An 18053-nucleotide genomic window follows, 5' to 3' on the forward strand; every position below is an offset into this window, starting at 1 on the left:
GTCACTTGGAGAAGCCGGCGGTCATCCCGGCCTGCAGGTGCCGCCGCCCGAGCACGTACAGCGCGAGGATCGGCAGTGTCGCGAGCACGACGGACGCCAGCACCGCGGGGACGTTGATCCCGTACTCGCCCTGGAACGCCCAGAGCGCGAGCGGGAGCACCCGCAGCTCTGAGCTCTGGGTGAGTACGAGCGGCAGCAGGAACGCGTTCCACACCTGCAGGCCCTGGTAGATCGACACCGTGATGAGCGCCGGTCGGGTCAGCGGGAACGCCAGCCGCCACATCGAGGCCCACTCGCTGGCCCCGTCCATCCGCATCGACTCGAACAGCTCGTTCGGCACGTCGCGGATGAAGTTGGCCAGGATCAGCACCGTCAGCGGGATGGCGAACGCGATCGAGGGCAGGATCAGCGCGAGGTGGCTGTCGTAGAGGCTCAGCCGGATGATGATCAGGTAGACCGGGATGATCACGGCCTGCAGCGGGAAGGCCAGCCCCATCAGGAAGACGGTGTTGGTGAACCGCAGGAACCGGCCGCGGCCGCCGCGGACGATCGCGAACGCCGCCATGAACGAGACCAGCACCGCGGGCACCGTCGCGCCGACGGTCACGATCACGGAGTTCGCGAAGTACCTCATGAAGTCGGCCTCGAGCACCGCCTGGTAGTTCTCCAGGGTCGGCTCGGCGGGCAGCATCGGGTTGCTCGTGTAGTAGGCCGACTGCGGTTTGAAGCTCGTGATGACGACCCAGTAGATCGGGATGATGATGATCGCGAGCAGCAGGAAGCTCCCGACGCCCGCGAGGTAGTTGGGCCGCTCCGCGGTCACGGAGCGCCGTTGCGGCGGCTGCGCCTTCCCCGGAGCGGGGACGGACGCCGCCGGGCGTGTGTCGGCGGTGGCGCTGGTCGGTGCGGCCACGTCAGGCCCCTTCCATCCGGCTCTCGTTCGCGTCCTTGCCGCCCAGGCGCTGGATGCCCATTGCGAGCAGCACCGCGACCACGACGATGATCAGCGCGATCACGCTCGCCGGGCCCATCATGTTGCCGCGGAACCCCCGCAGGTACATGTCGAGCGCCAGCACCCGGGTGGCGTCGCTCGGGCCGCCCAGGGTGAGCACGAAGATCAGGTCGAACAGCGTCATCGACCCCGCCACGATCAGTGTCGAAGACGTGATCAACGTGTACTTCAGCTGCGGCAGCGTGATCGAGAAGAACTGCCGCACCCGCCCGGCGCCGTCGATCCGGGCCGCCTCGTAGAGCGACGCCGGGATCTGGCGCACCGCGCCCTGGTAGATCAGCGAGTGGAACGGGATGAACTGCCAGGAGATCACGAAGACCACGGTGGCGATCGCCAGCACGGGGTCGCCCAGCCAGTTCTGCACCAGCAGCGGGACCCCGAGCGAGGCACCGAGACCGAAGTTGGGGTCCAGCAGCGCCTTGTAGGTGATCGCGATCGCCGCCGAGCTCAGCAGCAGAGGGGTGAAGTACAGCACCGCGAGCACCGCGCGGTAGCGCTGCCCGCCCGCGAGGAACACGCCCACGAGGATGCTCATCGGGGTCTGCACCAGCCAGGACAGGGCCATGATCAGGAACGTGACGCCGAGCGCGTGCACCAGGGCGGGGTCGGCGAGCACCGACACCCAGTTGTCGAACCCGGCGGGCGTGATCTCGCCGATGCCGTTCCAGCTGGTGAAGCTCAGTACGAGAACGCCGATGAGCGGGATGATCCCGAACGCCGTGAAGAACAGCAGCGCCGGCAGCACCAGCCAGGTGAGCGACCCGTGCTGCCGGGCACCGATCGAACCGCTGGTCACGAGGAGGGGACCGCGTTCATGTTGGTGGCGAACTGCTCCGGGCTGATCGACAGCGAGAACAGCTGCTCGATGTTGTTGAGCATCACGTCGGCGGGACCGGGCAGCAGCGCCTGGTCCCAGGAGTGCACCCACGACTGCGCCTGGGTGGCCGAGTCGTAGACGAACTTCTGGAACTGCGCGTCGGGTCCGGAGAACCTGCTGTCGACGCCGTTGACGATCGGCACGGCGCCGCTGGCGACCCACCCGTCGATGTCGGCGTCGGTGAGCAGACCGTTGGCGAAGTAGTCCCGGGCGATGGCTTTCTGCTCCTCGGAGGCCTGGGAGGACAGCGACAGGAACGAGGCCGGGTTGCCGACGCCGGTGGTCGGGTCGCCGGCGCCGCCCTCGATCGCCGGGAACTGGGTCCAGCCGAGCTTGCCGCTCGAGACGAAGTCGCCGCCCTCGTCCTTCATCGAGCCGTAGGTCCAGGCGCCGTGCAGCATCATCGCGGCCCGGCCCTGGTGCAGCAGCGCCTGGTCGGCGTTGGCGTCGGCGGCGATCGACTGGAATCCGTTGACGAAACCGCCGGCCCGCACGAGGTCCTGCACCTTCGTCAGGCCGGCGATCGCGGCCGGGTGCGACCAGGCGTTCGGCTCGCCCGCCGCGATGGCGTCGAAGACCTCGGCGCCGCCCTGGCGGTCGAACAGGAACTCCAGCCACATCATGTTGGTCCAGCGGGACTGCCCAGCGAGCGAGAACGGCGCGACACCGGCGTTGTTGAACACCGGCACGAGCGCCATGAGCTCGCCCCACGTGGTGGGCGGCTGTGCGCCGACCCGCTCGAACAGCTCCTTGTTGTAGTACATGACGATCGGCGACACCTGCTCGCACGGCACCGCGTAGATCCGCCCGTCGACCGTCGCCGCGTCGAACGAGGTCTCGAAGCGCTTCGACTTGACCTCGGGGTTCTGGGCGAACCAGTCGGTGAGGTCGTCCACCTGGCCGTTGCGCACGTAGTCGCGCAGGCCACCGCCGCCCCACGTCCAGATGACCGTGGGCGCCTGGTTCGCGCCGACGGCCGTGCGGATCCGGGTCTTGTACGCGTCGTTCTCGAAGAACGTGGCCGCGAGCTGACCGTCGGGGTGCGCGGCGTTGAAGGCGTCGACAGAGGCCTTGCGAAGGCCTTCCTGAGGCTGGCCGGTGAGGTACCAGATACTGGCCTCACCAGCGGCAGCCTGGCCCGGGCCGGTGGTTCCGCACGAGGCCAGCGCGCTCGCACCGAGCGGTGCGGCCATCGCCAGAGCCAGGAACGAACGTCGGGAAACCCGCTTCTGATCCACGTCGATCTCCGTTGCTGCGGGTCGCCTCGTTCCGGCCTCTCGGGAGGGGCCGTCGGACGACAGTGTCGGAAACTTTCGAAACATCAATGCGCGGACCGGACCCTAGTGAGAGCGCGATCACAGCGTCAAGAGCCGACCTTCCGGACAGATTTTCCTCGAAATTCTCGATGACCGTCGCCGGGGCCGAGCCCTGCGGGCAGCCTGGGCAGGACCCGCAAGGGCTCAGGCAGCTCGTCCGCGGTGGGCAGCGTGGGTGATCGACGATGACCGCCACGGCGGCCCGGCGACTGGCCAGTCCTGCGTCCACTCCGGGCGCGGGCGGCGGCGGGCGACCGAGCGCTCGTCGGCACCGGGGATTTGCCTCACATGATCGCTGCGGTCGTCACTCCAACGGTTCGCCATGCTCGGCATTACCGCCGCACCCGGCGTGGGAGGCACGGACTGCGCCGCGACCCGGATACGTCCGCAGCCACGGGGAGATGTCACGTCAACCCGATCAGGAGGGTCTGGGTGGGGGAGATCGAGTCGGTTTTGTCAGTGTCCGGTATGGGTGGAGCAAATGTGGAGCGCGGCATTGTGCCGACCTGGCCCGCGCGACGCCGAGATGCGTTGTACTGCGCAACGTCAAGCCGCGAATTCTCTGTTTTCGCAGGGCAGCGCGACGTGTTGACCGTACGGGGGTAAGAGGGCCGTGTACGTACCTCTAGTGCGCTGATGTGCTCTGACCTGCGCTTACTCCGTTGTGTCCGATCTTCGAGCTAACGATCCCAGGAAAGCGCAGGGCCGACGGGCCCGAGCCGACGGGCGGTGGTGCGATCGTGGAGGTTTGCGCCGTTGGGACTGCTCTCGGTTCGACAGGCAGGCTCATCTGCTGAGCGGTCCGCGGCGCTGTCGAACGATTGCCGATAGCGCCGTGGCGCAATCCACGGCATCGATCCGGGACACTGCGTTGAATCACCCTCGGCTGCACGGAAGACAGCAGTGAGGTCGCCGGCCGGGCTGCGGGGGACCTCATACATGCCGTCGAGGAACTGCCCGCGAGCGCTCATCCGCTGAGCGGTCGTTGCGTCACGGGCGGGGCAGCGCAGTGAAGTCCACCGCGCCCAGGCTGGCGGCGAGGTCGGCGGCTGCCTCCCGGATGCGGGTGGGCAGGGCGAGGTCGTCCGGCTGGTCGGTCCAGCGCTCGAACGCGGTGCGGAATATGGCGACGCCGACTTCCGCGAGGAGCGTCGCCTCTGACTCGGCGGTGCCTCGTTCCCGCAGCGCGTCCGCTACTGCGTCGGTCGCGGCGGCAAGCTTGGTCCGCCCCCTTTCCTGCAGCTCCGGGCTGGCCCGTACGACCGCGCGCCGTTGCGCGGCGAGCGGGGCCTGGTCGGCCAGCGCGCCGGCGACGTCGACGAGAGCGGTCAGGACGGCCTCGCAGGGCGAGAGGGTGCCGTCGGCGCGCCGGACGGAGTCGGCGAGGGCGACCGGAAGTTGTTCGGATCCGGCAAACAGCACGTCCCGCTTGTCCGCGAAGTAGCGGGAGAACGAGCGCCGGGTCAACCCGGCCCGCTCGGTGATCTCCGCGACGGTGACGTTCTCGTACCCACGCTCGAGGAACAACTCCACCGCTGCCGCGCGGAGCCGGTCCTCGGCATTCGGGTTCCAGCGCGGCATGTCTGCCAACATACCAGTGATGACTCAGTGCGTCATCGCTGGTGCTACGCTGACGGCTCAGTGAGTCATCACTGTCCGAGGCGGAGGAGCGGCACCATGGCCCTTTCAGGCCAGCGCATCGTCATCATCGGCGGCAGTTCAGGGATGGGGCTGGCTTCGGCGCGCGCCGCCTCGGCGGCGGGGGCGGCAGTCACGATCGCGTCGAGCGACCAAGGGCGTCTGGAGGCCGCGCTCGCGGGGTTGCCGGGCAGCTGTGAGGGGGTGGTCGTCAACACCCGCAACGAGGCTGACGTCGCCGCCCTGTTCGCCGGCGTCGGGGAGCTCGACCACATGGTTTACACAGCCGGTGACACAGCGCGCCCGCAGCCGCTGGGGGACCTGCCGCTCGACGCCGCCCGGGAGCTGTTCGAGGTCCGCTTCTGGGGGGCGGTCACCGCGGTCAAACACGCGGCACGGCGGGTCCGGCCGGGAGGATCGATCGTGCTGACGTCCGGGACGGTCGCTGTTCGCCCCGCGCCTGGAACCGCGCTCGCGGCCGGCAACGCCGCAGCCGTGGAGGGACTGACGCGAGGGCTGGCCGCCGAGCTCGCCCCAGTTCGCGTCAATGCGGTCCGGCCGGGAGCAATTCGGACGTCGCTGTGGGACCCGGTACCGGAGTCCCAGCGTGCCGCGCTGTTCGCGACTCTCGCCGATCGGACACTCACCAAGTCGATCGGTGAAGCGGACCAGATCGCCGCGGCGCACCTGTACCTGATGGAGAACGGCTTCGTCACCGGAACCGTGCTCACCGTTGACGGAGGCGCCGTCCTCGCCGGGAGTTAGCCCGCTCCCTGTCCGGCTCAGTCCGGATGACCAGACGTAGGCACGACCATCGGGGGCGGCCGTGAGCTCACGTCTTCGTCCTGCTGACTTGCCGACCGTCCGCGCCGTGGAGCCGCGTGCGGACGGCACCCTCACCACGAAGGAGCAGTACATGAGCGCAGTGTCGGAGCTCGCCGCGGTTCTCGATCAGGTCGTAGGGCTGGTCGATTCTGTCGACGAGCAGGAGTGGTCGGCACCGACGCCGTGCGAGGAGTGGGATGTGCGCGCCGTCGTCGAACACCTCCTCGACGTGCAGCAGCGGTTCCTCGCCAACCTGACCGCGCAACCCGTCCGAACTCAGCCCAGCTTCGGGGAGAACGCTCAGCTGCTGGTGAGCGCGTTCTCGGAGGAGGGCGCCCTCGAGCGCCTTGTCCCGGACCGCTTGGGCGAGATCACCGGTCTCACGCTTCTGAAGATCCTCATGATGGAGCATCTGGCGCACGGCTGGGACCTGGGGCAGGCGCTCGCCCACCCTCCGGCGTTCGACGAGGAGGTGGTGGACCGGACCATCGACTTCGTACAGCAGATGAGCCCCAAGGTGCCCCCGGCCCTGCGTCGCTTCGACGACCCGCAGCCCGTCGCCCCCGATGCACCGGCCATCGACCGCCTCGCCGCCCGTCTCGGGCGGAGAGTGTCCGCCTGAACGACCAGAGCCCGTGGCTGCCGGCAAAGGAGCTGCCGGGCAGGTGACAGCTTCCGGGAGGGTCCGACGGACGGCGCGTCCTGCTTCGGCCTCCCGCATCGGCCGTGAGCGCCGGTCGGCGTTGAGGGGGGAGAGGAGGAGGCCACGACGCGTGTTCCGACTGTCTTGCGGTGGCCGCCCGGGCGGTCGGACAGGGCGGGCGCCCCGGCATGTTGGTACGCTGCACCAAGTTGGCACGTTGTGCCAAACGTGCCATCATCGGATGTGTGACAGCGGCGGCGCGCCGGACTCGGCGGCGTAATCAGGTGCTCTCCCGGGAGCAGATCATCGAGGCCGCGATCGGGCTGCTCGACGCGGGCGGCGAGAGCGTGCTGACCGTCCGGGCGCTGAGTGAGCGTCTGGCCACCGGGTCCGGTGCGATCTCCTACCACGTCGGCAAGCGGGACGATCTCCTGGACGCGGCGACCGAGATGGTCGTCACCGGCGCGCTGGCGACGAAGTCCGGCCGGGCGGGGAAAGCGCCCGAGGATGAGATCCGCGTCGTCGCGCTGGCGCTGTTCGACGCGATCGCGGAGCATCGATGGCTCGCTACGCGGCTGACGCTGCAGATCGTCCGTAACCCGGTGGGTCCGGTGACGGTGGGGATCTTCGAGAGGATCGGTCGGCAGCTGGCCGCGCTGGGGGTGCCGCAAGCCTCGTGGTTCGACGCGGCCTCGACGCTCGTCCACTACATCCTCGGTGCGATCAGCCAGAACGCTCGCATCGAAGGGGACACCTCCGATGTCGAGCCGGGCGCGGAGCGCGAGGAGTTCCTGGGCGCCGCGTCCGCGGCGTGGCGGGAGCTCGCCCCCGAGGACTACCCGTTCATGCACGCCATCGTCGGCCAGATGGCGGATCACGACGACCGTGAACAGTTCCTCACCGGGATCGCCATCGTCCTCGACGGCCTCACCCACCTCGGCTGACCCGCCTCATCCGGCGGCTCGGCCCGCACACGTCCGTTCCAGGAGGAAACGTTCATGCACGACGTCATCATCGCGGGGGGCGGTCCGGTCGGCCTGTTCCTGGCGAGCGAGCTCGCCATGTCCGGCTGCTCGGTCCTGGTCGTGGAACGGGACGGGGAACCCGGCGCGCCGCTGAAGGCGCTCCCACTCGGGTTGCGGGGCCTGAACGCCGGTTCCACCGAGACGTTCTACCGTCGCGGTCTGCTGGCCGCTCTGGCAAAGGCTTCGGGTGTCGACGCGGAGACGGTCGGTGCGGACCCTGAAGCCGTCCGCGCGTCGGCTCCCCGCAGTGTGAGCCACTTCGCGGGCATGACGCTCGACGCGGCCGATGTCGACGTGACCGCCTTCCCCCACCGACTGCCCGGCGCGCCCATGGAGGGCTTCTTGACGAGCCTGGAAGCGGTCGTCTCGGTGCTGTCCGAGCGGGCCGTCGTCCTTGGCGCGGAGATCCTCCGGGGTACGCCCGTCACGGCCGTGAGCCAGGACGGTCAGACGGTCACCGTGGTCGCGGGCGGGAGCGAGTTCCGGGCGCGGTGGCTGGTGGGATGTGACGGGGGGCGCAGCACGGTGCGCAGGCTCGCCGGCTTCGACTTCGCCGGCACCGAGCCGCTGCTCACCGGCTACATCGCCCAGGTCGCTTTCACCGATCCCGAGCAGTTGTCGCTCGGATTCAACGTGACCGCGAACGGCATGTACGTGCGGACGCCGTTGGAGGGGTATCTGGGCATGTTGGACTTCGACGGCGGTGAGTTCGACCGCTCCCGGTCCTTGACCCGTGAGCACCTCCAGTCGGTCCTGCGCCGCATCACGGGCACGGACGTGACACTGACCCACGTGCGTCTGGCCTCCAGCTTCACCGACCGCGCCATGCAGGCGACCACCTATCGCGAGGGGCGCGTGCTGCTCGCAGGCGACGCGGCGCACATCCATTCCCCTCTCGGCGGTCAGGGCCTCAACCTCGGTATCGGCGACGCCGTGAACCTCGGCTGGAAGCTCGCGGCGGCCGTCCACGGCCACGTTTCCGACGAGCTGCTCGACACCTACACCAGTGAGCGCCACCCCGTCGGCGCCTCCGTACTGGACTGGTCGCGCGCTCAGGTGGCGACGATGAAGCCGGGCCCCAACGCCCCCGCGCTCCGGCGGCTGGTCTTCGACCTGATGAGCACTCCCGCCGGTACGACGCACGTCTACCGGAGGACGTCTGGGCTGTTCAACCGGTACGACCTGGGAAGCGAGCAGCCGCTCGTCGGGTGTTCTGCCCCGGACTTCCGCTTCGAGGGCGGCACGCGCCTCGGTGACCTGATGCAGGAGGGCCAGGGCGTGGTGCTCGATTTCAGCGGCATCGGCGTCCTGCGGGCCGCCGCCGAGGGCTGGCGGGGACGGATCCGATACGCGTCCGGTCCGGTACGCGACGGCCTCGGGCTGGAGGCGCTACTGGTGCGGCCTGACGGTGTCGTGGCCTGGGCCGCCGAGCACGTCCCCGATCGCGACGCGTTCGAAGAGGTCGCAGCCCGGTGGTTCGGGAGCCCGAAGTGGTAGCGCGGGCAGAGCATGCCTGGGGCACCACTCGACCCGCACACGCCGAGCACTGGGTCCGCACCTGGGGCGCCTCGCCGCAAGCGCCGGACAACTCCGTCAGCTTCGTTGGGCCCCTGGAGAACGCGACGCTGCGCCAAGTCGTACGCATCAGCGGGGGCGGACACCGCATCCGCGTGCGTATCAGCAACGAGTACGGGAGGACTCCTCTGACCATCGGCGCCGCCCGCGTCGCCGTTGCGGACTGCGGCGCCGGGGCCGAGGGGACAGACCATCGGGCGGTGACGTTCAGCAGCCTGCCGATCACCACCGTCCCGGCGGGAGCGCCCGTCCTCAGTGATCCCATCGACATACCGGTCGCCGCTCTGTCGCGGCTGGTGGTCAGCCTCTACCTGACCGACCGGGTCGATACTGTCACCTGTCACGGAACCTTCAACGCACTGGGCTGGATCATCCCGGGCGACGCGACCGCACTCACCTCGACTCCCGCCGGTGCCACCCCCATGCCGGCGGGGGCGCTGATCACGGCGGTGGAGGCCGAGGCCGCCCTGCCGTCGAAGGCCGTCGCCGTCCTCGGTGACTCCCGCGTCGACGGCATCGGCTCCACGCCGGGCGCGGATCGACGCTGGACCGATGTGCTCGCCGAGCGACTGGTGGCCCGCGGCGGGTCGACGCTCTGCGTGATCAATCAGGGCATCGGAGGCAATCGCCTCCTCAGCGACGGCATCGGCACCGCCGCTCTCGCCCGCTTCGACCGCGACATCCTCGCGACCCCCGGCCTGGGCCATGTGGTGATCGCCGTGGGCAACGACCTTGTCTTCTCCTTCGCCCCGCGCACCGGGGAGGCGGCCGGATTCCTCGACATGTTTCCCGGCGCGCCCGTCACCGTGGACGATGTCATCGCAGCTCACCTCCAGTTGGCCTCCCGAGCCCGCGCACACGGCGCCAAGGTGCACGCCGCGACCATCGCCCCCTACGGGGGCTCGGAGATGTACTCACCCCAGGGTGACAAGGCGCGCGAGCAGGTGAACGCTTGGATCCGCACCAGCGGCGCCTTCGACGGCCTGCTCGACTTCGACGCCGTCTGGCGCGACCCCGCCGACCGGACGCGCATCCGCGACGGGCTGCACATGGGCGACCACCTGCACGGCAGTGACGCGGGCTACGCGGCTCTCGCCGAGGCCGTCGACCTCTCGCTCTTCGACTGACCCCTGCTCCGGGACTTGCTTTCACCCGCGCCCATCGGCGTGCTCATCAGCCCTGCGCGAGAACACGGCCCGGTCCGGGTCGGCGGGGTCGGGGGGTGCTTGGCCTCGCCGGCCGGACGGCTTCCTCCGGCGCAACGCGGCGCTCGCCGCGGCACTGGCGGGTGCGTGTGGGCGGACGCGCGGATTCAGTACCGCCTTCGGCGACCTTCCGGTCGAACAGCAGGAGCAGTTGCTCGTGATCACGCCGGTCCTCACGCAGATTCTGCGCAACCGCTCTCGCTTGGGCGCGGGGAATGACTAGGCGCGCCATGCCCAGGCCGACGCACGGAGTCGCATTATCGGCAGCTCACGATCAGCCGGGTCATGCCGCCGGCCGTGGGCTACAGCCTGATCGAGGCCGTCCAGTAGGCAATCGGCACCTTCTTCTTACGTTTCCGTGACGACGCATCGCTGTCGGAGATTCAGTGCATCAATCCGTGCGCGAGGTGAGCTCGCCATGATGTACGTCCATGCCGGCGTCAAGGTTCAGGTGACAGATGACACCGGCTGAATCGCCGGGATCGGGCCGGAGGGCGTGGGCCACGGGCCTAGACTTGCCGCAGGACGGCACGGACGCCGTGCTCGTCACGATCTCCAGCCAGTCGATGATCACCTGGGACTGCGGCTCTGCCAGGTGGACCGGCCGGATCAGATCGAGGTGGTCGAAGCTCCGGCGCTGACCGAGGCCGATCTGGGCCTGACGGATGGCGACGCGCTCATGCGCATCGGCGACGCAGCCGACCTGGCAGAGAAGCCGGGCTACCCGGGCTTTGACGCTGTGTTCGAAGGCATTGAAGTGGCGCTGACGCCCGGCTCCGCGCTCGTCCCCATCCTCGGCAAGCTGATCAAGGACTGATGAAGATGCAGATGACCTACCTCGGCAATCGGACCGAAGGCATCGTCGGCAAACTGGTTGGACCGAACAAGGACGGCCACCTCTACGAGGCTGTGCGGACCGAGTACATGTCCTTGTCCGACCAGACGGTGGTGAGCTTCGAGTTGGTCACCGCCGATGATTCACGCGCGGCGAAGCGGATTGGGCTCGGAGAGGCGTTGGTCCTCCCCGAAGCAATAGCGTCGTAGGCGCTGGAGCGGGTCCCGCCGGCCGGACCGGGGCGACGAGCAGCACGCCAGATCAGGTCCACCGACGTCGAGGCCGCGCGCGTCCTGTCCCGACCAGGGGGAGGCGCAGGTTCAGATCCTGTCGTCCCGACGGCATGATGGGCGGTTCCCTCTCGTGGGGGAGCCGCCCATCAGCATTTCTACCTGCGGAAACTTGCCGAAGCCGGGTTCCCCACCGCAGAGCAGGTTGCGATACACCCACCGCCGAGCACCGCCGACCGCGGCGGGCGAGAATTCCGCCGGACGGGGGAGCGCCTCACTGCGTAACAGGTAGCATCGATCTTGCGACCGTGCGTATGACGTTGCCCGACTGACCTGCGGGGGAACGAACAGGGTGTCCGCGTCCGAGCCGACGGCGTCTGAACCACCGGCGCTCGAACCGGCGTTGAGGGTCTGTCCTCGGCCTGCCCCTTTCTACCGACGGCGCTCGTTCCTGTGGCGATTCGTTCCCGTGTCGGTGCTCGCGATCGTCGGGATCGTCGCGCTGATCGCGTCGGGCACGGTGGCCCTCCCGTTCCAGCGGCTGGTGACGCTCGTGGGCGTCGGCGGTTCCAAGATCGAGTACCTCGACGACCCCGTCGTTCGTGCCCAGCTCCTGCGTCATCACATGGCGGTGCGGTTGACCGCGCTCGGCTCCCGGGAGGCGGCGCGGGTGCCGCTCGACGGCGTCGACTTCGTGTTCCCGTCGGGTCAGCCCGCCGCGGAGCTGGTCGCCGAGCGCCGGGTCGCTGCCCAGGAGTACTCCTCGCCCCACCGGGTCTTCGTGAGTCCCATCGTGCTTGCCACCTATCGGGAGTACGCGGAGACGCTGCGGGCGGCGGGGGTCGCGAGACCGCAGGCGAACCAGGACCCGGAGCAGCCGTACTACTACGACCTCGACCTCGCCGGGTTCCTCGAGCTGGCGCGGGCCGGCCAATCGTGGGACGCACTGGGTATCGGCGGTTGGGGTTTCACGAATGGCAACACCGTTCTCGCGCAGACCACCGACGTGTGCGCGGCCAACAGTGCGGCCACCTATCTCGGGCTGGTCGCCTACGTCACCCGCGGCGGCGTGCCCGTGTCGGTGCAGGACGCGGTCGATCTGGCGCTCCAGATCAAACCGCTGTTCCGCGAGCAGGGCCTGCCCACCCGCAATCCCGACGGGATCTACTTCGTCCCCGAGGGGCGGGGGATCCTCCCGATCGTCGTGATCTACGAGCACCAGTACCTCGCTTACCAGTTGCAGCGCGTCGGCAGAGGCGGGGAGCCGGACCAGGACCGCGTGCTGCTCTACCCGGACGTCGAGTTCCAGAGCGAGCCGACGATGGTGGCGCTCAACGCGGATGCCCAGTCGCTGGCAGTGCTCCTGGGCACGGACTCGGTGCTGCGCAGGCGGGCCCTGGAACTGGGCTATCGAGTGCTCGACTCGAGCCTCGAGGACTCCAGCGCGGAACTGCCCCGGTTCCTCGCCGAGCGAGGGGTGCCCGCACCGGCGATCTCGACCAGCTACACCCGGGGGCTGTTGCCGGACGTGCCGATGCTGGAGGCGATGATCACGACCGTCGGCGACTGCCGACCGATGCCGTGATGATCTCGACGATCGTGCGTCCGCTGGCCGCGCTCTGCGCAGCGCTCGCCGTGCTGTCCGGTTGCACCGCGACCCCGCAGGTTCCGGTCACGCTGCGGGTGCTGGCGACACCCGAGCTGGCCGACCTGGCGCCCCTGCTGCCCGACCTCCGAGCGGACACCGGCGTCGACCTGCAGCTCGACATGGACCACGGTCTCGACGCGGTCGGCGCGCTCCGGCCCGGCCAGTACCGGCACGACGCGGCCTGGCTGTCGTCCGACCGCTACTTCCAGCTCGAGCTCACTGCCTCGGGCTATACCGGGCCGCGGCCGCCGAGCACGTCGATCATGCTGTCGCCGGTGGTCGTGGGGATGAAGCGGGCCACGGCCGAGCGGCTGCGGGCCGGCGGGCCGATCTCCTGGGCCGACATCGCCGCGAGTGCGGCGGCGGGCGAGCTGCGGTTCGGAATGGCCGAGCCGCGGCGCTCGGGGAGCGGGCTCGCAGCGCTCGTCGGGGTTGCCACGGCGGCCGCTGACACCAGGCGTGCGCTGCAGCTGGAGGACGTCACCTGCAACCGCGTCCGCGGCCTTTTCGCCGGGCACACACTGCGTGCCGACACATCCGCTGCGCTCGTCGACGGCTTCATGACCCGCGAGTCCGAGCTGGACGCGCTGGTGGCGCCGGAGTCCACGCTGTTGTCACTCAACGGCAGCGGTCGGCTGGCGGAGCCGCTGGAGATCGTGTATCCGACCGACGGGATCATCCAGTCCGACTTCCCGTTCCTGCTTCTGGACCCGGCGCAGCGCGACGCGTACGACCGGGTCGTCGACTGGCTGCTGACGGAGCCGGTGCAGCGGCGGATCATGGAGCAGACCGCGCGACGGCCGATCGACCCGAACGTCCCGCGTCCGCCGCAGCTGCCGGTGACAACGGGCAACGCGCTGTACTTCCCGGACCGACTGGAGGTCGTCGATGCGCTGCTCGCAGAATACGAGGCGGTTGACACCCCTACCCATGTGATCTTCGTGCTCGATTTCTCCGGCTCGATGCGCGGCGACCGGATCGCGGCCCTCCGAGCGGCGTTCGTCCAGCTCAGCGGTGAAGGCGAGGCGTCGTTCGTGCGGTTCCACGCGGGGGAGCGGATCACCGTGGTCCGCTTCGGCGGCGAGGTTCTCGCGGAGCGCGAGTTCGCCGCCGGCGACCCCGCCGAGCTGGCGGCACTGCGCGAGTTCGTCGACGTGGATTCCTTCGACGGTCGAACGGCGGTGTGGAGTGCCACCGAGCACGCGTACGGCATTGCGGCGCGGGTGCTCGCCACGGACGCCGCCCGGCCCGTGTCGATCGTCCTGATGACCGACGGGATCAACAACGCCGGCCTCACCGCGGACGAGTTCCTGGAGCGCCTCGATGTTCCGGGTCGGCCACCCGTGCCGGTCTTCACCATCCGGTTCGGCGAGGCTGACGCGGCCGAACTGGCCAGGGTCGCGACGGCCACCGGCGGCCGGTCGGTCGACGCCGACATCGACCTCACCTCCGCGTTCGAGGAGTTCCGTGGCTGTCATTGACGAGTCATGGCTGGCGGTGTGGTGGCCGTGGCTGCTGGTGTGGGGTGCCACGGCGGCGCTGCTCGCGGCATCGGTGGCCATCGTGTTCCGCTACCGGACCTACTACAGGTCCCCGCCCCGCCAGGACATCTGCGTCTACCTCGACGCCGGCTCCGTCATGGACCTTTACCACCGGTACGGAGGCGTTTACGCGGCGGCGCTGAGCCGTCAGGTGGAGAAGAGGGTCAGCAGGAGCCGGAGGTTCGCGGGGTCGGCCAACCTCGACCCGCTGAGCGTAGACGCAGAACGCGGTGTCACCAGCGAGGTCTTCGAGAAGTACGTGGTCAACGACTCGCCGATCTCGATCATCTCGATCGTCCTCGGGGTCCTGGACAAGGCGCACGACATCGTCGACGTGAACCTGATCAGCCAGGAGGTGGAGGCGAGCGATGCGTTGGACAAGGCATTCAGTCGTCGACCGCTGACTGAACACGTCCGGCTCGGTCGGATCAACGCCTTCCTGTTGATCCAGGGCGAGTTCCGGGTCGTCGACCGGACCGCCAGGGCCGTCACGCTCCAGGCCCCTTTCGGTGAGCCTGCCGATCCCGGCCAGGGACCACAGGTCCGACTCGTCTGCGCGGCGGCCGGCCTGCGCACGCACGAGCTCTTCTCCGGGACGTTCCGGTGCCTCGGCCGAGGCGCGAGTTGGGACGCGACGACACAGACGCTGGAGGTGCGTCCTATCGCGGTCTTCCACTGACCACTCATACGGACTGCCGTGTTCGGGCGGCAGGCCGATTCCGTTGGCTTCCAGATGCAGGTAGCGGAAGCCGCACCGATGATCGAGACGGCCGAGCTGCACGTCTGTCGCGCTGCTCACCGGGTTGACCTGCGATCAGGCTGTCATCGGGCGGTTGCTGTGTCGCCGTCGCGAGTGCGGGTGATGACGGCGACGGCGAGCGCGGTGGTGAGGGGAACCGATGCGACGAGCCCGATGCTGCCGACCAGGGTGCGGACCACCTCGGTGGCGATCACCTGGGTCGTGAGTGTGTCGGTGAGTCCACGTTCGGCGACGCTGAACAGCAGCAGGAGGGGGAGCGCGGCCCCGGCGTAGGCGAGTACGAGGGTGTTCACCGCGGATGCGACGTGGTCGCGACCGATGCGCATGGCGGCGCCGAAGAGTGCGATCGGGCGTAGGTGTGGGTCGGCGCGGTGTAGTTCCCAGACGGCGCTGGTCTGGGTGACGGTGACGTCGTCCAGCGCGCCGAGGGCGCCGATCATGAGGCCGGCGAGTACGAGACCGCGTCCGTCGAGGTCGCTACCGAGGGCGTTGGCGAGGTTGGCGGTGTCCTCGTCTGCGCCGGTCAGTGACGCCGCGGCGGCGAATGCCGCACCGAGCAGACCGATGAGCAAGAGGCTGAGCAGTGTGCCGAGCGCGGCGGTCGAGGTGCGCGCAGAGAACCCGTGGGCGAGGTAGAGGACGCCGAACATGATGGTGCAGCATCCGACGACGGCGACGGCAAGTGGATCGCGGCCGGCGAGGATCGCGGGAAGCATGAACGCGAGCAACACCACGCCGGTCAGTCCCAGGCCGACGAGCGCCGCGAGGCCGCGCCAGCGTCCGAGCGCCAGCACGGCTGCGGCGAAGACGAGTGCGAGAACCAGCAGCGGCTGGTCGCGTTGGAAGTCGACGATCTGGAACGACTCGGGGTCAGCGGGGTTCTCGCCGGACCAGAGCATGATCACGTTGTCGCCGACGCCGAACGCGGCCTCGCCCCGCACGATCGACACCAGGGTGACGATGCTCTGACCGGGCCGTGGCCCGTCGGACATCTGGGTGGTGAGCGCGAGGCAGCCCCTGCCGCCCGGCCTCCCGTCGGCGCAGTCCACCTCGGCCGCGGCGGTGACGTGTGCGGACAGCCGTGTGGATTGATCGTTCGCCGAGTGCTGTCGGTTCTCGAGGGGGTAGAGCACGATCAAGCCGACCAGGGTGGCGAGAAGGGCCGGCACGAGCAACGCTGAGATCGCGATCCGGACGCGTCGGCCGGCGGGCGCGGCAGGCCCGTGCCCGTGCCCGTGCTCCATCTCGATCCCGGCGGGTCGGCGCCGGTGTCGGGCGCCGACGTACTGCGGGGACGGATTGTCAGGATGCACCGGCAGATCCTCCCGCGCCGGAGTCCCGTCGTAGCGAAGCGTCCCGATCTCGACGGAGAACGGTGGGGGTCCGGGCTCATCCACCAGCAACACATTCACGTCCCCCGCCGTCCCGATCACCGCGGGACAGACCTACGGGGCCGACACCTGGATCACCTTCGTCGACCCACCGAGCCCGGGGTGGATTCAGACCGCGGTCAACGAGTGGACCCCGTGAGTCTGCCGCGCACCGCGTGATGCCACGGCAGCACATCCTTGCCGCTCAGGAACACCCTTTCAGTTGTTTGACACCCCACTACGGATCTACATCGTGAGGACCCCGCGGCACGACATGGACAATGGGAAGTCCGCCCCAGATTGGCGGCCCAGGTCTGATGGGTTGGCGCGCCGGTCGGTCAACAGGAGTACCGATGGACCACATCCTCATGTCCACCTCCGCGGCGCACGGCCACGTGCACCCCAACCTGCCTGTGATGGCCGAACTGGTCGCCCGCGGCCACCGCGTCACCTACCCCGTCCCGGACCGTTTCGGCCACGCCGTCGCCGCCACCGGCGCAACCCCGCTGCCGATCCATACCGACCTTCCCGACCCGGCGAAGGGTGAGCAGTGGCCCGAGGGCGGGGTCGAGGCGATGCGGTTGTTCTCCGACGAGGCCCGTAGCGCTTACGCGCAGATCAGCGCGGCGCTGGAGCACGACCTGCCCGACATCGTGTGCTATGACGGCAGCGGCTGGGCCGGGCATGCGCTGTCTCGGGTGCACGGTATGCCGCGGGTTGAGCTGGCCCCACACATGATCGCCTGGGACACCTTCGAGGAGGACTTCGCCGAGGCCTACGCGTTCTATGAGACTCCGGAGGGTCTGGCCTGGCAGTCCGAGATGGACGCCTGGCTGGACGAAGTCGGCGTCGGGCTCGGGAACCGGGAATTCCTCGGCCCACCGGACCGGTCGGTGGTGCTGATCCCCGAGGCGATGCAGCCACACCTCGACCGCGTCGACCGGACCCGCTACACGTTCGTCGGGCCGGTGATCGGCGACCGCTCCCACGAGGGATCGTTCGCCGACCTCGGAACGAGGTCGGACCGGCCGCTGTTGCTGGTCTCGCTCGGGTCGGCCTACAACGACCGGCCGGCGTTCTGGCGGGACTGCATCACCGCCATGCACGACACCGGCTGGACGACCGTGCTGGCCCTCGGCCCCTACGTCGACGTGACCAGGCTCGGGGACATCCCTGACGACGTCATCGTCCGGGAGTGGGTGCCACAACTCGCGGTGCTCGCGCACGCGTCGGCGTTCGTCACGCACGCCGGGATGGGCGGCTGCTCGGAGGGGCTCTGGCACGGCGTCCCGATGGTCGCCGTGCCGCAGGCGGCCGACCAGTTCGTCAACGGCCCACGGCTCGCCGAGCTCGGTGTCGGCGAGCATCTTCCGGCTGACGAGGTCACCCCGGAGCGACTGCGCGCGACAGTGCTGCGGGTCGCCTCGTCACAGGACGTCGCGGATCGATGCGTCGAGCAGAAGAAGATCGCCAGGGCCGCCGGCGGGGCTCCGGCCGCGGCCGACGTGATCGAGTCCCTGATCGGGTAACCAGGGCGGACGGATTCGGCCGGA

16 protein-coding genes are annotated in these 18053 nt (G+C 69.4%); 11 read left to right on the forward strand and 5 right to left on the reverse strand.

Annotation, left to right across the window (positions count from 1 at the left end; translation table 11 throughout):
• Position 1: 1 nt before the first annotated feature.
• The 4 genes from HF577_RS01440 to HF577_RS01455 form a co-directional block, all read right to left on the reverse strand.
• The gene (locus tag HF577_RS01440; protein ID WP_169393923.1) at positions 2–823 is read right to left on the reverse strand and encodes a carbohydrate ABC transporter permease; all 822 of its coding nucleotides are present in this window, start codon (positions 821–823) and stop codon (positions 2–4) included.
• 91 nt (positions 824–914) lie between these two features.
• Entirely contained in the window at positions 915–1808 is an 894-nt protein-coding gene (locus tag HF577_RS01445; RefSeq protein WP_169393849.1) for a carbohydrate ABC transporter permease, read from the reverse strand.
• Positions 1805–3127, reverse strand: a complete 1323-nt coding sequence (locus HF577_RS01450; protein ID WP_211173639.1) for an extracellular solute-binding protein — start codon at positions 3125–3127, stop codon at positions 1805–1807. Before HF577_RS01450 ends, HF577_RS01445 begins: the two co-directional genes overlap by 4 nt.
• Before the next feature lie 1068 nt (positions 3128–4195).
• Positions 4196–4786, reverse strand: a complete 591-nt coding sequence (locus HF577_RS01455; RefSeq protein WP_169393850.1) for a TetR/AcrR family transcriptional regulator — start codon at positions 4784–4786, stop codon at positions 4196–4198.
• 96 nt (positions 4787–4882) lie between these two features.
• On the opposite strand from HF577_RS01455, the gene HF577_RS01460 reads away from it, so the two are divergent.
• The 10 genes from HF577_RS01460 to HF577_RS01510 all read left to right on the forward strand — a co-directional run bounded on the left by HF577_RS01460 (position 4883) and on the right by HF577_RS01510 (position 15049).
• Positions 4883–5608, forward strand: a complete 726-nt coding sequence (locus HF577_RS01460; protein ID WP_169393851.1) for an SDR family oxidoreductase — start codon at positions 4883–4885, stop codon at positions 5606–5608.
• A gap of 106 nt (positions 5609–5714) precedes the next feature.
• Positions 5715–6290 carry a TIGR03086 family metal-binding protein gene (locus HF577_RS01465; protein ID WP_169393852.1) on the forward strand — a complete coding sequence of 192 codons (576 nt, stop codon included), beginning with the start codon at positions 5715–5717 and terminating at the stop codon, positions 6288–6290.
• Between the two features lie 266 nt (positions 6291–6556).
• On the forward strand, positions 6557–7255 hold the full coding sequence (locus HF577_RS01470; protein WP_312858875.1) for a TetR/AcrR family transcriptional regulator: 699 nt from the start codon (positions 6557–6559) through the stop codon (positions 7253–7255).
• A gap of 54 nt (positions 7256–7309) precedes the next feature.
• Positions 7310–8833, forward strand: coding sequence for an FAD-dependent oxidoreductase (locus HF577_RS01475; protein WP_169393853.1), 1524 nt, complete (start codon positions 7310–7312; stop codon positions 8831–8833).
• Positions 8834–9111: 278 nt separating this feature from the next.
• Entirely contained in the window at positions 9112–10038 is a 927-nt protein-coding gene (locus tag HF577_RS37845) for an SGNH/GDSL hydrolase family protein (RefSeq protein ID WP_312858876.1), read from the forward strand.
• 673 nt (positions 10039–10711) lie between these two features.
• Complete coding sequence (locus tag HF577_RS01490) at positions 10712–10933, forward strand: hypothetical protein (protein ID WP_169393856.1); 222 nt, start codon at positions 10712–10714, stop codon at positions 10931–10933.
• The gene (locus HF577_RS01495) at positions 10933–11160 is read left to right on the forward strand and encodes a hypothetical protein (RefSeq protein ID WP_211173640.1); all 228 of its coding nucleotides are present in this window, start codon (positions 10933–10935) and stop codon (positions 11158–11160) included. The genes HF577_RS01490 and HF577_RS01495 overlap by 1 nt, the downstream gene beginning before the upstream one ends.
• A gap of 490 nt (positions 11161–11650) precedes the next feature.
• Positions 11651–12766, forward strand: a complete 1116-nt coding sequence (locus tag HF577_RS01500) for a hypothetical protein (RefSeq protein WP_312858877.1) — start codon at positions 11651–11653, stop codon at positions 12764–12766.
• Complete coding sequence (locus HF577_RS01505) at positions 12766–14310, forward strand: VWA domain-containing protein (RefSeq protein WP_211173641.1); 1545 nt, start codon at positions 12766–12768, stop codon at positions 14308–14310. Before HF577_RS01500 ends, HF577_RS01505 begins: the two co-directional genes overlap by 1 nt.
• Positions 14297–15049 (forward strand): hypothetical protein, encoded by a 753-nt coding sequence (locus tag HF577_RS01510; protein ID WP_169393858.1) that lies wholly within the window; start codon positions 14297–14299, stop codon positions 15047–15049. Before HF577_RS01505 ends, HF577_RS01510 begins: the two co-directional genes overlap by 14 nt.
• A 143-nt stretch (positions 15050–15192) precedes the next feature.
• Here HF577_RS01510 and HF577_RS39565 read toward each other — a convergent pair whose 3' ends face one another.
• Entirely contained in the window at positions 15193–16527 is a 1335-nt protein-coding gene (locus HF577_RS39565; protein ID WP_312858878.1) for a YibE/F family protein, read from the reverse strand.
• Between the two features lie 326 nt (positions 16528–16853).
• Between HF577_RS39565 and HF577_RS01520 the strand changes: the two genes are divergently transcribed.
• A complete protein-coding gene (locus HF577_RS01520) occupies positions 16854–18029 on the forward strand; it encodes a macrolide family glycosyltransferase (protein WP_169393859.1) in 1176 nt (391 codons plus the stop codon).
• The last annotated feature ends 24 nt before the right edge of the window (positions 18030–18053 follow it).

Source organism: Pseudonocardia xinjiangensis, assembly GCF_012911925.1.
Lineage (GTDB): Bacteria > Actinomycetota > Actinomycetes > Mycobacteriales > Pseudonocardiaceae > Pseudonocardia > Pseudonocardia xinjiangensis.